The organism is Sphingobacterium sp. UBA5639 (assembly GCF_002421245.1).
GTDB lineage: Bacteria > Bacteroidota > Bacteroidia > Sphingobacteriales > Sphingobacteriaceae > Sphingobacterium > Sphingobacterium multivorum.
Genome location: NZ_DIJR01000002.1, coordinates 327,771 through 341,064, shown reverse-complemented (window position 1 = coordinate 341,064; position 13,294 = coordinate 327,771). Strand labels below are relative to the sequence as shown.

Genomic DNA, 13,294 nt, shown 5'->3' with positions numbered 1-13,294 from the left:
TTATACTGTATATGTTGACATGTTATTTGTGTTTAGAGGAAATAGATTTGACGGAGAACGAAACTGTGTCAGTGCCGTTAACGAAATGAAGAAGATAGGTTTACAATATGAATGAGCTACCTGTACCAATAGATAAAATTGTAGCAAAGCATGAGTTTGCTCTTAGTGAAGTCGATCAAGTGTATCTTGAATGGTATGAAGTCCACAAAAGGCGCCTAACACGCAATACAACGGGCGGAAAGACAATCTTTATGCAATTGGAGCAAGGTGCGGAATGGCATCATGGCGATGCTTTATTTCATCAGGAAACGCTACAGGCGATCCTGGTTGTCAAGCCTACGTTGACCATAAGATTCAATCCAATAGATTTGGTGCAGCTTGCAGATTTTGGTTATTTTATTGGAAATAGACATCTGCCCATATTCAACGTAACAGATGCCCAATCACTTCGTCTTCCTTACGATGGACGGCTCTATGAGCAGGTCCTGGCAAAGTATGGAACCTCGATTCAATTGGAGGAAGCCTTACTGTTATCCGAGAATTTGATTCGACTGCAGGCGAGAAATAAAAAGAAAGCAGATTTAAGCGGAACAGATGAACATGTTGATCCGCGTAAGCAAATCCTAAAAAATAAGTAGATGAAAGTGAATCGTATTATACCTGTATTGCTTTTGGCATGTTTGTGTTTGGTGAGCGCCTGCCAAAATCGGCAAGCAGGTGCGGTCAGCAATCAAGTGAAAGCTGTCGACAGCCGTGGAAAAGAAGTGGTATTAGCGCATACGGCACAACGTGTGGTTGTATTATTTCCGTCCCTTGTTGATGAAGTCTACATGTTGGGTGCTGAAAATAGCCTTGTTGGTATTCCTGAACAGGTTTATCAGTTCGAAGATACCTATAAGTTTTTATCCAAATTGGATGATAGGATCGCAAAAAAAACACTGGCGACACCTACTTTCGCAGGCCAGGCAAATAATGTGGAAAGCATAGTGAGCTTAAACCCTGACCTTGTTTTGACATTCAATACCGATCAGGATAATATTTCCCAACTAGAAGATCTTGGAATTCCAGTGTTCACTTTTTCTTCGCAGGATGAAAAAAGTATTTTTAATGAACTGACAGGGATGGGAGCATTACTCGGAAAGAAAGCGCGAGCGGAAGAAATTGTTCAGTTTGTTTCGGCGGAGATCAAAAAAATGACTGCTCCCAAGGATCAAATACAGAAGAAGGTTTATTACGCTTGGTCTAAAGGTCGGGTACTTTCGACATCCGGTCGTGGTAGTTTGATTGATATGGCGATCCGCCTTTCGGGCGCAGCTAACGCCTGTCCGTTGGAAATGGAAGCCCCAAATGTCGGTGCAGAGACAATTTATAAATGGAATCCGGACCTCATTATTCTTTGGAATTCTACATTGGCAGACGTCTATAACTTAAAGGAACTCGCAGCCTTACCTGCAGTGCGAAATAAACAGGTATTTGTGATGTCACCGTCGTTTCCATTCGACCCACATACCGTCAAATTTATGCTTTTTGCCAAACAGATAAGGCATTGGTGTTTTTCGGATTATACGAAACAGCAACTTGACCAGGATATGGCTATCGCTTTTGAAAAACTTTACGGTAAAGCAGGATTACTTCAATGATGCATCAATTAAAAAAGCTGTTATTGCTCGTTGTTCTGCCATTGTTGGTTTTATTGTTTTCCCTATTGGTGGGCTCAAGCCAGAACATTGGTTTTGTTGAGCTCTGCCAACGCATTGGATCGGAAGTGGGGGGATATTTAGGTCACCCTACTGCGGTATTGAAGGATAATATGGATACGATATTGTGGCAGGTACGTTTACCACGGATTCTGCTGACCTTTATGGTCGGAGCTGCTCTAGCGTCTTCTGGCGGAATCTTGCAGGCCATTTTTAGGAATCCAATCGTTGATCCCTTTACATTGGGTATTTCTTCGGGATCTGCTTTTGGGGCTGCATTGGCTATGTTGTTTCCGCTATTGCCGGTCAATATATCCGCATTTTTGTTTGGTGTATGTGCTGTGGGGTTGACTTATTTTGTTTCAAATGCTGGTTTGAAAACCTCGATTATTGGGATGGTATTGGCAGGAATGGTTATTTCCGGTGTATTTACAGCCATGTTAACCTTGTTGCAATACATCAGTGATCCCTATAAATTACAAGCTATTGTACAATGGACAATGGGGAATCTGCATACGGCCTCCTGGTCGAAAGTACAGCATGCTTTTCTGCCGATAACGATAGGATTGGCTATCCTGATCCTGTTTCGTTGGAAGCTGAATCTTTTAGCCTTGGGCGATCAAGAAGCAATTGCTGTTGGCGTCAATCCGAAAATATTGAAACTGGGATTTATTGCTGTAGCTACACTAATTACGGCATCTGCCGTTGCAGCTGTAGGGGTAATAAGTTTATTTGGATTAATTGTTCCACATATCAGCCGGATGATCTTTGGCCCCAATAACAATATTGTTGTGTGGGCAAATATCAGTATTGGTGGTACCTTTCTTCTACTGATCGATGATTTTTCTAGGGCGGTCATGCCATTTGAAATTCCGATCGGTGTATTTACAATGATTATTGGCGCTCCCTTGTTTATTTACCTGATGCGTCGTAATGAAATCAACTGGAATTCATGAGTAATTCGATTCATATCAACAACCTTTCTTTTGCCTACGGTAAGGATATCATTTTAAATGATGTAACCATGTCATTCCCAAAAGGAAAGCTTTCTGTTATTCTCGGTCGGAATGGAAGTGGTAAATCCACGCTGTTCAATATTATTGCAGGGCTGGAAAAAAAATATGATGGATCGGTTCTTATTGGTGAAACGGAGCGTCGCGATTGGAAGGTTGGTCGGGCTAATTCATTGAAATTGGGTTTTCTGAACCAGTTCCATCAGACCACATTTCCTTTTAGCGTTGTTGATGTTATTCTGACGGGACGGGTTTCATTTTCTCGTTTTTCACCAAGTAAAGAAGATTTCGAGGCAGTAGAACAGATCTTGGATAAATTTAACCTCACACACTTAAAGGACAAACCCTATACGTCGTTGTCTGGAGGGGAGCGACAATTGGTGTTACTATGTCGGGTATTGGTACAGCAACCTGATTTATTATTGCTTGATGAGCCTACGAATCATTTGGATCTGAAATATCAGATTGCGGTTCTGCAGACCGCCAAGGAGCTGGTCAAGGAGGGGACAACCGTGTTATGTGTAATGCACGACCCTAACATGGCGTTTCTTTTTGGTGATCAGTTTTATCTGATGAAAGACAATAGGCTCGTGGACCTCCACGGTCTGGATCGGGAACAAGTAAGAAATTTATTGGAACAGACCTATCAACTTCCTTTGATTAGTTTGGAAAATCAAAAGAAATGGATGTTTGTTCCGATGCTGAGTGGTGCTGCGGCATTTGAACCCATTGAGGGGGCAGAACATAGTCCAACAACCGTCATTGAGCTGAATACCCCCTGATGAAGTGCTGGAGTAAGCGCCTTTGTAAAAATATCATGGGTTGTAGGTGAGATGCCCAGTTAACGGGGCGATTATTTTAAAATAGCGATAACACTATGAATATATTTAAAGACAGTGGTCATATATTGATTGAAAATAAACGGATGAGTAAGGGATCTCTTCCCGCTCAACCTCAGTTGAAAAATATAACCATATCTCGTGTTGAAGAGGAGGATATTGATGTCGTATTACCTTATGTCATTGAATTTCGGAAACAGTTGTTTCCGATGTTGGATTCCAATAAGCTTCCTAAGGATCTACTCGCATTTTCAGCAGTGTATCTTGAGGCTGAAGCTGCTGCATTCTTGCAGGCAAAAGATCATCGGGGTAATTTGATCGGCGTGGTTGGTATGTCGGCTTATGACTACCGTTTTCCGCATTTGGATATAGACAGAAGGAAAACGGTGGAAGTTGCCCGGCTTTTTGTGGATCCGAGTTACCGTAGGTCAGGTTTAGGAACAGCCTTGTTCAAAAGTTTGGTCGCTGTAGCTAAGGAGAAAAGTATAGAAAGGCTTTATTTACATACGCACCCATTCTTGACAGGAGCCTATGAGTTTTGGGGAAAACAAGGCTTTCAATTAAAGGACTATTGTAATGAATCGAATTTTCCAACGATACACATGGAATTATTCGTTGATCGTATTGCTTAAACCCAATTTGGGTAATCCAAAAAAAAGAAAAATTATTCTAATGAACAACATGATGAAAGCGCTAGCTTTCGCTTTATTGACAAGCGCTTCCGTACCGGGAGCCGTATATGCACAACAAGGTGTGGCATTATTTGGAAAAATTCAGGATGAAAACGGTGATCCCATCGCTGGGGTTACACTGACCTTAGTCGATGGACAACAACAGACAAGTTCTAATGCTCAGGGCGAATTTAGTTTTACCGGAATAATTTCCTTTCCTGTACAGTTACGTGCAGATGCAATTGGGTATAAGCCTGTATTGCTGGATTTGAACGCCGCTAGCTGGAATGCAAAAAAAGGAGTTCGATTACTGATGGTGGCCGGTGATAATACCTTGGATGAGGTATTGGTAACAGGTAGACGCAACAATTCTTATTTGACAAACGACATGGAGTTGGGCGGAAAATTTGCTGGAAAATTAAAAGATCTTCCACAATCTGTTGCTGTTTTAAGTAAGGAATTTATAGAGGATAAGCAGGCATTCAACACAGGGGCATTGGTTCAGGATCTGGCTGGTGTGACCGAAGCATCTTCCTATGATGATGTTGTCATTCGTGGCTTTAAAAGCGGTTATGAAACGGGTGTACGGCTTGTCAATGGCTTACGCTCGGGGTATGGTTATGGTAACAGTTATTATAATTCTCCCTTAACAATCAATCTTGAAAATATCGAGGTTTTGAAAGGGCCAGGAGCATCTTTATTTGGAGATATCGTACCGGGTGGTACAATTAATATGACGACCAAGAAGCCTTTGGAAGATTTTAGAGGGCATGTGAATTTTTCAAGTGGTAGTTTTGAAACGATGAGAACAACTGTGGATCTCGGTGGACCACTGGACAGTGCCAAACGTATTTTATATCGTTTTAATGCGGGTTACGAAGATACAAAGACTTTCCGCGATGTAAATCGCCAGAAACGAATCATGGTGGCTCCTTCGTTCACCTTTAAACCAGCTGAGGGCACGGTGGTGGATATTGATATGGTGTATAATCAGTTCAACGGTTATCTTGATCGGGGAATGGGTATTAAGGAAAATAACTTTTATGCTTTGCCAAGATCATTTACGTTGAGCCAGCCTTCCGATTTTTATAATTCCAAGACTTTTTCGTTAAGCGGCCGCTTGTCTCAGCGTCTGGCAGAACATGTTAGTTTGAATCTGAGCTACATGAAATCCATCTATCAGGAGGATGTCAACGAACATCGGACAATGAACACCTTTGCTGATGCGCCACATAATACCATTATGAATATGCGTTTTTTTGATCGTCATGGACGTGACTATACAGATAATGTTGTGGGTTATGTTAAATGGGATCTTTTGGGCGATAGAGTCGATCATCATTTTGTTGCAGGAGTTGATTTTGCACAATATCGGGGCGACAAAGAAAATCAATTGCGGGAGGCGCGGCAGCAAACTGTAGATGGCAAAGTCGTCCCGTTGACTTTTGATTTGAACAATCCCACTTATACCACGCATGATCTAACGAATTATGTGTGGCGCACGGGAGTCGCTTATCCTTTTTTGAGTCCCTACAAAACAACGGGTAAATATATTCAGGATCAAATCAGCATTGACGAGCGATTGAAACTTATTGTAGGTCTTCGTCATGAGCATTATTCTTCTGAAACACTTGACGGAAAAAATCGCTTTCATGCAACGCAAAATGCCTTATTACCTCGTTTTGGTGTAACCTATGGAATCAATAAGCAAATTAACTATTTTGCAAGTTATTCACAGGGCTTTGTGCCTGTGGGCGCCAATTTTATTCAGAACTATAAAGATTACGGAGCTTATAAACCCTTTGATGCCGAGCGGAGTTTCCAGGTGGAAACGGGGATGAAGGCTGGTTTTTTTAAAGAGCAATTGCAAGTTGATCTATCCTTATTCCGAATTGAACGACGGAATATGCTCATTGCCACAGGGGCTATCAACGATTCAGGGCTGCCGGAGTATAGACAATCTGGCAAAGCGCTATCGCAGGGTGTCGAACTCGATGTGCGTGGGCAGTTGACACGTGAGTTCCAGATTATGGCCAATTATACCTATAATGATACGGAGGTAAAATCATCTTCTGTTCCTTCTGAAATCGGGCAGTCCCTACCGGGAGCACCTAAAAATATGGCGAGTGCCTGGTTGAAATATGTGTTTTCAGCTAGTACATTAAAAGGTTTGGGTTTTGGTGCCGGTGTTTATTATGTAGATCGTAAAAGGATGGATAACAGTATCGGAAAGGATAGCGAAGGAAATGCACTCTGGGGGCAATGGCCTTCGTATACCACTGTAAATGCTGCTGCCTATTACCACATTGGTGCGATGAAAATGGCCTTAAATCTGAACAATGTATTCGATAAATATTACTTTTTAGGTGGTTTTGACTACACGAGAGCCTTTGCTGGTGCACCGCGAAATGTCATGGTATCAGTGGGTTACTCTTTTTAATGCTGAAATAGTAATCTAAAACCGCCAAAGCGGGCTTTTTCAACAAATTTGGACTATTTAATTCAAGATTTGTGCTAGTCAAGTAGCCCGCTTTGGTTGTAAATTTGAACAACAAATAATAGTATTGTGAACGCAAGAATGAGGTATAGTTTAATCTTTTTAGTTTTTCTTTTGAGCACCCTGCTCATGAAAGGAATAGCTATGCCATCACATTCTACTGTTCAGCATTTACCCCTCGTCCGCCTAAGTCTGTCTGTATTTCCTTCTCATGTAGATAAAGCTTTAGGACAGTCAGAACGGGAAAATCTGTTAGCTGCGGTTAAAGATCATGATGTCTATGATATCACCGAACAGATGGACCTCAAAGATGAATGGAGCAAGCTGCTCTATTGGGGCGTGCTTTCAATTTGTCTTTTTGTATTCTGTTATCCTGTACGTCTCAAAATTCAGAATAACAGAAGGCCTTATATGGATCGATTGATTCTTCCGCCAAAATATATTCTTTTCCAAAGTTTAAAGATCCCATTTCTGGGGTAAAAATTTCCATTTCTTACAAGGGTTGAGAAAAGACAGACCTTGCGCTGTGTAGGGGTGTAATCTGTCCTATTCATCACGATTTTGAACGATTTTTTTAAGTCGTATGACCTTGTCGTGACCTGTACCCACCGTGACTTGTTTTTAATTCGAATAACAACAATTTAAATAATATTTATATGCATTTATTACCTAGAGAGACAGAGAAGCTATTGCTTCATCTTGCCGGCGAACTAGCGAAAAAACGTAAAGCTAGAGGACTTAAATTAAACTATCCGGAGTCTATTGCATTGATCAGTAGTGAACTTTTAGAAGCTGCTCGTGACGGGCGTACTGTTGCCGATTTAATGCAGTTTGGTGCAACATTGTTGACACGTGAAGATGTTATGGAAGGTGTGCCCGAAATGATTCATGATGTACAGATAGAAGCAACATTTCCAGATGGTACAAAACTGGTTACTGTTCATAACCCGATTCGCTAATTGTTAAAAATATAATCTATGATCCCAGGAGAATTTTTTATTGCAGATGGCTATGTGATCTGCAATGAAGGTAGAGAAGTTACAACCATCACTGTGACAAATACAGGCGATAGGCCCATTCAGGTAGGTTCACATTTCCACTTCTTTGAAGTGAACAAAATGATGGAGTTTGATCGCGAGAAAGCTTTTGGTAAGCGCTTAAATATTATCGCAAGTACTGCAGTACGTTTTGAACCAGGCGAATCAAAAGAGGTCGAATTGGTTCCGTATGCAGGTGCAAGAAGGATCTATGGCCACAATGATTTGGCAAATGGAGATACCGAAACCGAAGTTGCGAAAGCAAATGCAATGAAAAAAGTAAAAGAACAAGGCTTTAAAAACAAAGTGTCATGAGTTTAAAAGTTAGCAAATTAAATTATAGCGCCATCTTTGGCCCTACAAGTGGAGATAAAATCCGTTTAGGAGATACAGATATCATTATTGAAGTCGAAAAAGACTACGCTTACTATGGCGATGAAGCCAAATTTGGCGGTGGTAAGACCGTGCGTGACGGGATGTGCCAATCTTCCGTTCATACACGTGATGAAGGTACACTGGATATGGTGATCACTGATGCTATTGTTATTGACCACTGGGGTATCGTGAAAGGTGATATTGGTATTAAGGATGGTAAAATTGTTGGTGTTGGTCGTGCTGGAAATCCGGATACCATGGATAATATTACACCAAATATGATTATCGGTGCTTCTACGGAGGTGCATGGTGGATCAGGATACATCTTAACTCCAGGTGGTATTGATACCCATATCCACTATATCAGTCCAACACAAGTTGAAACGGCCTTATATAGTGGTGTTACAACAATGATCGGGGGCGGTACAGGTCCAGCGGATGGAACAAATGCAACTACAGTAACACCGGGTAAATGGAATTTACGCCGCATGTTACAAGCTGTTGAAGATCTTCCAATGAACTTTGGTTTTTTTGGTAAAGGAAACGTTGGTACTGAACAACCTATTGTTGAACAAATTGAAGCTGGTGCCTTAGGTGTTAAAATCCACGAAGATTGGGGTGCTACACCAGCAACAATCGACAGAGCGTTGACGGTTGCTGATCAATATGATGTGCAGGTGGCTATCCATACCGATACGCTGAATGAAGCGGGTTTCTTGGAAGACACGATCCAGGCAATCAACGGACGCGTGATCCATACATTCCATACGGAAGGTGCTGGCGGTGGGCACGCTCCGGATATCATCAAATCTGCGATGTATCCAAATGTATTGCCAGCATCGACAAATCCAACACGTCCATTTACAAAAAATACAATTGACGAGCACTTGGATATGCTGATGGTTTGTCACCACTTGAGCAAAGAAATTCCGGAAGACGTGGCTTTTGCCGATTCTCGTATCCGTCCAGAAACGATTGCAGCTGAGGATGTACTACAAGATCGCGGTGTATTCAGTATCATGAGTTCCGATTCGCAGGCAATGGGACGTGTAGGTGAAGTCATCACACGTACTTGGCAGACTGCAGACAAGATGAAGAAACAAGTAGGTCCATTGCCTGAAGATGAAGGTAAGGACAACGACAATTTCCGTGCACGTCGCTATGTCGCGAAATACACGATCAATCCAGCAATTGCCCACGGTATTTCGAAGTACGTTGGTTCTATCGAGCCTGGTAAAATTGCCGATATGGTGATCTGGCGTCCAGCTTTATTTGGCGCAAAACCAGAAATGATTATTAAAGGCGGGATGATTATCGCTTCAAAAATGGGGGATGCGAATGCTTCTATTCCTACACCACAACCTATCATCTTAAGAACCATGTTTGGCGGTTTAGGTAAAGCCGTTCACCAAACTTGTTTTGACTTTGTCTCTAAAATTTCATTGGAAAAGGGAATTAAAGAAGAGTATAAACTAGAAAGAACCTTACTTGCCGTAGAAAATTGTCGGAATATCTCCAAAAAAGATATGATCCACAATGATGCCACACCTGAAATTATCGTCAATCCAGAGAATTATGAGGTAAGTCTTGACGGCGAGATCTTGCGGTCAAAACCTGTTGATACAGTTTCGTTGGGACAACGATACTTCTTGTTTTAACCCTATAACTACTTTTTATGGCGTGATCCGATGTCACGCCATAAGCTATGAAAAACAATAGGTTGATGAAATCATCATGGGCTTATCAAAAGCGCATAAAAGAGAGGGAATACTGATTGCTCATGATGCTTCATTAAGCTAAAATACGATTTACGCTAATGAAAAATTTGAAGACATTTTTAGGCTGTTGTATAGCAATGGCGTGCTTAACCATACAATCGGCCTATGCGCAAAAGGGAGGTATCATGGTTTATGGGTCACTGAATTACCACGAAACAACAGCTGGGCATCAATTTAGTGCCGCTCCGGTGGGTGCTGCTTATTTTTTCACTGACAATATGAATGCGGGGCTAAACTATGGGTTCAATTCTGCTAAGGATAAAGCACTGGATTTTACGGATCATTCGCATGAAATAGGACCTTTCTATAGCAATACTTGGCCCCTGAGTGAGCATTTTATGTTAATTGGCCAGGTTGATGTGCATTATTTGTGGGGCGATCAACATGTCGCTACCGGTGGTACTATGGTAGATGGTAAATACAATGGCTATCTATTCAGAGTGTACCCGCTTGTGGGTATCGCCTTGGGAAAAGGCTGGGCATTAAAAGCTAAAGTAGCAGAACTGTCTTATAAAAAGAAAAATAGTAAAGATGCTGCTATTCCCAATGATCACGAAGTTATTACGGGAATCAATGGATCTACAGTAGGTTTAGGCTTGTCTAAAAATCTATTTATTAAAAATTAAAAAATGATAATCACGGAAATCACAAGGAATATTCAGGGGGAGCAGATCACTAAGCGTCTGGATTTGCTTGCTATTGAATGGTATGAGTCGACCAAACGTATTCAACGTTTACGTACAGCGGAGGGAATGGATATTGCCGTCAAATTGTTGGGTAATACATCCAGCTTGCAGGATGGTGATGTCTTGTACGAAGATGAAGAGAAAATTGTTGTGGTAACGATCAAACCTTGTGAAGTCATCCGTGTCATGGCAATTGATTTCCTGCGAACTGCTTTTGTAAGCAGCGAAATTGGAAATAAACATTTGCCTCTATTTGTGGAGGCAAATGAATTGCTTATGCCTTATGAACGGTCAATGTACGAATGGCTAACGAAACAAGGATTTGACCCGCAGCGTGGCGAGCGTCAACTTTTACGTCAGCTCAATGCAAATGTCGATCCCAAGCATCATCAGAAGATGAAGTCTTCAACGAAGAATATACCGCTCTTGATCAACGACAAGGCCTTCGTGAATTTGCAAGCGGCAACAGCCGGTATCGCTTTAATGCCCAATGATAGAGAAGATTACGCAAGGAGCTGATAAGTCCTTGAAGATATATACTTATATAAAAAATAATGTCAATGAAAAATACATTTCTAGGCAAGTTACTCCATCTCGCAGATCCTACATTACCAATTGGAGGGTTTACCCATTCAAATGGACTGGAGACTTATGTGCAACAGGGCTTGGTCTGTGATAAAGTTACGGCGGACAATTATGTGCGTCATAACCTCTGGTATAATCTGAAGTACAATGATGCTGCTTTGATGAAATTGGCCTATGAAGCAACTTCTTCGCAGGACATGGATGCATTGATCGCCCTAGATCAAGAATGTACAGCATTAAAAAGCCCAAGAGAAATTCGCGATGCCAGTAAAAAACTAGGCGTACGTATTTATAAAATATTCAGTCGGTATCAACAGCAGGATTTTATGCTGTCCTGGGGTGAATTAATCCAAAAGAAGGAAGTAGATAGTCATTACTGTTTGATGTATGGCATGTTGGCGTCACTTTTAGAAATTCCGCTAGAAGAAGCATTACACGGCTTTTATTATAATGCCGCTATTACGATGGTGACCAATGCTGTAAAACTTGTGCCGTTAGGTCAATTGGATGGCCAAGATATACTTTTTGGTTTACATGATGATATACTTGATCTCTGTAAAGAGACTTTAACAGTTGAACGGAATTTAGTGGGCTTATGCAACATTGGATTTGATATCCGTTGCATGCAACACGAACGATTATATTCTAGAGTTTATATTTCTTAAAAAACAATTAAAATGGAAAATAGAAAATATGTTAAAATAGGGGTTGGTGGTCCAGTAGGATCTGGTAAAACAGCATTATTGGAAAGATTGAGCAGACGTTTGATGAATGAAATTGATCTTGCCGTAATTACGAATGACATTTATACCAAGGAAGATGCGGAATATATGGCCAAAAATAGTTTGCTTCCCCGTGAACGAATTATCGGCGTAGAAACCGGCGGTTGCCCGCATACGGCGATACGGGAAGATGCGAGTATGAATCTGGAAGCTGTAGAAGAACTAGCAAGCCGCTTCCCGGATTTGGAGTTGATTTTGATTGAAAGTGGTGGTGATAACCTAACTTCTACCTATAGCCCTGATCTCGCCGATATTACCATTTTCGTAATTGATGTTGCCGAAGGTGAAAAAATGCCTCGTAAAGGTGGTCCAGCAATTACAAGATCTGATCTTTTATTGATCAATAAGAAAGATTTGGCACCCTATGTAGGTGCAAGCTTAGAAGTAATGGAGCATGATGCACGTAAAATGCGTAAAGGTTCTCCATTCTTGTTTTCAAATCTGAAAACTGGCGATGGTTTGGAAGAGATCGTGGGCTGGATTAAAAAATACGCACTCCTTCAAGATATTGAGGAACCTAATTTACTACGTTAATTATGATTTGTTCTTTAGATATTAAAATAGCACATCGCGAAGGAAAATCCTTTTTAAAAGATGCATATGCGACACAGCCGTTTCGTATCGTTCCTGTTGGACAATATCAAAAAGACAATGCCGCGTACTTGATGATCATGAGCTCATCCCCAGGCTTACTCGACGGTGATGACCACCGTATTCAAGTGGATATTGCTCCCGGATCTAAGTTGCAATTACAAACACAGGCTTACCAGCGTCTATTCCATATGAAAGGTCATTCTTCCCAAACTATGGAAGTGAATATCGGTGAAAATGCTGTTTTTTCTTACGTGCCCCATCCTGTCGTACCACAACATTCGTCTCATTTTTTGAGCCATAACATTGTACATCTTGCCTCTAATTGTCACTTATTGCTTAGTGAAATCGTGACTTGTGGTCGGAAAATGTCTGGTGAAGAGTTCATGTACAATCACTTTCAAAATCTGACAGAATGTTATGTCAATGGTAGGCTCGTTGTGAAAGATAATGTATTGCTGCAGCCAGATCGTATGCCTATACAAGGCTTGGGTATTTTGGAAGGCTATACGCATCAGGGAACTTTGATTTACCTTAATAGTGCCGGCTTGAATCCAAGTGACTGGATCGAGACTTTCCATGAACAATACGGGGAAACCAAAGACATTGCGTTTGGTATTAGTGAATTGCAACACGACGGTTTTATGGTTCGCGTTTTAGGTTACGGTGCCGAACAGCTTTATCTTCTTTTTAAAGAAATGCAAAGCGCATTATGGGACAACATATTTTTGAATAACAACTAA

Annotated in this window: 14 protein-coding genes and 1 pseudogene; all 15 read left to right on the top strand. The window is 41.3% G+C overall.

Going from position 1 to position 13,294, the window contains the following annotated elements:
• Positions 1 to 107: 107 nt before the first annotated feature.
• Positions 108 to 638 carry an urease accessory protein UreE gene (locus B4Z90_RS02395; RefSeq protein WP_112376083.1) on the top strand — a complete coding sequence of 177 codons (531 nt, stop codon included), beginning with the start codon at positions 108 to 110 and terminating at the stop codon, positions 636 to 638.
• On the top strand, positions 639 to 1,640 hold the full coding sequence (locus B4Z90_RS02390; protein WP_112376084.1) for an ABC transporter substrate-binding protein: 1,002 nt from the start codon (positions 639 to 641) through the stop codon (positions 1,638 to 1,640). It begins immediately after the preceding gene.
• Entirely contained in the window at positions 1,637 to 2,653 is a 1,017-nt protein-coding gene (locus B4Z90_RS02385; protein WP_236586027.1) for a FecCD family ABC transporter permease, read from the top strand. Before B4Z90_RS02390 ends, B4Z90_RS02385 begins: the two co-directional genes overlap by 4 nt.
• Positions 2,650 to 3,492: an ABC transporter ATP-binding protein gene (locus B4Z90_RS02380; RefSeq protein ID WP_112376085.1), complete on the top strand. Its 843-nt coding sequence runs from the start codon at positions 2,650 to 2,652 to the stop codon at positions 3,490 to 3,492. Before B4Z90_RS02385 ends, B4Z90_RS02380 begins: the two co-directional genes overlap by 4 nt.
• Before the next feature lie 95 nt (positions 3,493 to 3,587).
• Positions 3,588 to 4,181, top strand: coding sequence for a GNAT family N-acetyltransferase (locus B4Z90_RS02375; RefSeq protein ID WP_236560238.1), 594 nt, complete (start codon positions 3,588 to 3,590; stop codon positions 4,179 to 4,181).
• Positions 4,126 to 6,660: a TonB-dependent receptor gene (locus tag B4Z90_RS02370; protein ID WP_239468835.1), complete on the top strand. Its 2,535-nt coding sequence runs from the start codon at positions 4,126 to 4,128 to the stop codon at positions 6,658 to 6,660. Before B4Z90_RS02375 ends, B4Z90_RS02370 begins: the two co-directional genes overlap by 56 nt.
• A gap of 186 nt (positions 6,661 to 6,846) precedes the next feature.
• Positions 6,847 to 7,197 (top strand): hypothetical protein, encoded by a 351-nt coding sequence (locus B4Z90_RS02365; protein ID WP_070567885.1) that lies wholly within the window; start codon positions 6,847 to 6,849, stop codon positions 7,195 to 7,197.
• Positions 7,198 to 7,373: 176 nt separating this feature from the next.
• On the top strand, positions 7,374 to 7,676 hold the full coding sequence (gene ureA / locus B4Z90_RS02360; protein ID WP_070567883.1) for an urease subunit gamma: 303 nt from the start codon (positions 7,374 to 7,376) through the stop codon (positions 7,674 to 7,676).
• Positions 7,677 to 7,694: 18 nt separating this feature from the next.
• A pseudogene (gene ureB / locus B4Z90_RS02355) lies at positions 7,695 to 8,000 on the top strand (urease subunit beta); the annotation flags it as partial.
• A gap of 65 nt (positions 8,001 to 8,065) precedes the next feature.
• Positions 8,066 to 9,787, top strand: coding sequence for an urease subunit alpha (ureC, locus tag B4Z90_RS02350; RefSeq protein ID WP_070567879.1), 1,722 nt, complete (start codon positions 8,066 to 8,068; stop codon positions 9,785 to 9,787).
• A 158-nt stretch (positions 9,788 to 9,945) separates the two neighbouring features.
• Positions 9,946 to 10,533, top strand: coding sequence for a hypothetical protein (locus B4Z90_RS02345; RefSeq protein WP_146753183.1), 588 nt, complete (start codon positions 9,946 to 9,948; stop codon positions 10,531 to 10,533).
• 3 nt (positions 10,534 to 10,536) lie between these two features.
• Positions 10,537 to 11,112: an urease accessory protein UreE gene (locus B4Z90_RS02340; protein ID WP_112376089.1), complete on the top strand. Its 576-nt coding sequence runs from the start codon at positions 10,537 to 10,539 to the stop codon at positions 11,110 to 11,112.
• A gap of 41 nt (positions 11,113 to 11,153) precedes the next feature.
• On the top strand, positions 11,154 to 11,843 hold the full coding sequence (locus tag B4Z90_RS02335; protein WP_070567872.1) for an urease accessory protein UreF: 690 nt from the start codon (positions 11,154 to 11,156) through the stop codon (positions 11,841 to 11,843).
• Between the two features lie 12 nt (positions 11,844 to 11,855).
• Entirely contained in the window at positions 11,856 to 12,494 is a 639-nt protein-coding gene (ureG, locus tag B4Z90_RS02330) for an urease accessory protein UreG (RefSeq protein WP_112376090.1), read from the top strand.
• A gap of 2 nt (positions 12,495 to 12,496) precedes the next feature.
• A complete protein-coding gene (locus tag B4Z90_RS02325; RefSeq protein WP_286801325.1) occupies positions 12,497 to 13,294 on the top strand; it encodes an urease accessory protein UreD in 798 nt (265 codons plus the stop codon).

Excerpts from the sequence above, each read along its gene's own strand:
- B4Z90_RS02395 (WP_112376083.1), top strand. The coding sequence starts at position 108 with ATGAATGAGCTACCTGTACCAATAGATAAAATTGTAGCAAAGCATGAG.
- B4Z90_RS02390 (WP_112376084.1), top strand. The coding sequence starts at position 639 with ATGAAAGTGAATCGTATTATACCTGTATTGCTTTTGGCATGTTTGTGT.
- B4Z90_RS02385 (WP_236586027.1), top strand. The coding sequence starts at position 1,637 with ATGATGCATCAATTAAAAAAGCTGTTATTGCTCGTTGTTCTGCCATTG.
- B4Z90_RS02380 (WP_112376085.1), top strand. The coding sequence starts at position 2,650 with ATGAGTAATTCGATTCATATCAACAACCTTTCTTTTGCCTACGGTAAG.
- B4Z90_RS02375 (WP_236560238.1), top strand. The coding sequence starts at position 3,588 with ATGAATATATTTAAAGACAGTGGTCATATATTGATTGAAAATAAACGG.
- B4Z90_RS02370 (WP_239468835.1), top strand. The coding sequence starts at position 4,126 with ATGAATCGAATTTTCCAACGATACACATGGAATTATTCGTTGATCGTA.
- B4Z90_RS02365 (WP_070567885.1), top strand. The coding sequence starts at position 6,847 with ATGAAAGGAATAGCTATGCCATCACATTCTACTGTTCAGCATTTACCC.
- ureA (WP_070567883.1), top strand. The coding sequence starts at position 7,374 with ATGCATTTATTACCTAGAGAGACAGAGAAGCTATTGCTTCATCTTGCC.
- ureC (WP_070567879.1), top strand. The coding sequence starts at position 8,066 with ATGAGTTTAAAAGTTAGCAAATTAAATTATAGCGCCATCTTTGGCCCT.
- B4Z90_RS02345 (WP_146753183.1), top strand. The coding sequence starts at position 9,946 with ATGAAAAATTTGAAGACATTTTTAGGCTGTTGTATAGCAATGGCGTGC.
- B4Z90_RS02340 (WP_112376089.1), top strand. The coding sequence starts at position 10,537 with ATGATAATCACGGAAATCACAAGGAATATTCAGGGGGAGCAGATCACT.
- B4Z90_RS02335 (WP_070567872.1), top strand. The coding sequence starts at position 11,154 with ATGAAAAATACATTTCTAGGCAAGTTACTCCATCTCGCAGATCCTACA.
- ureG (WP_112376090.1), top strand. The coding sequence starts at position 11,856 with ATGGAAAATAGAAAATATGTTAAAATAGGGGTTGGTGGTCCAGTAGGA.
- B4Z90_RS02325 (WP_286801325.1), top strand. The coding sequence starts at position 12,497 with ATGATTTGTTCTTTAGATATTAAAATAGCACATCGCGAAGGAAAATCC.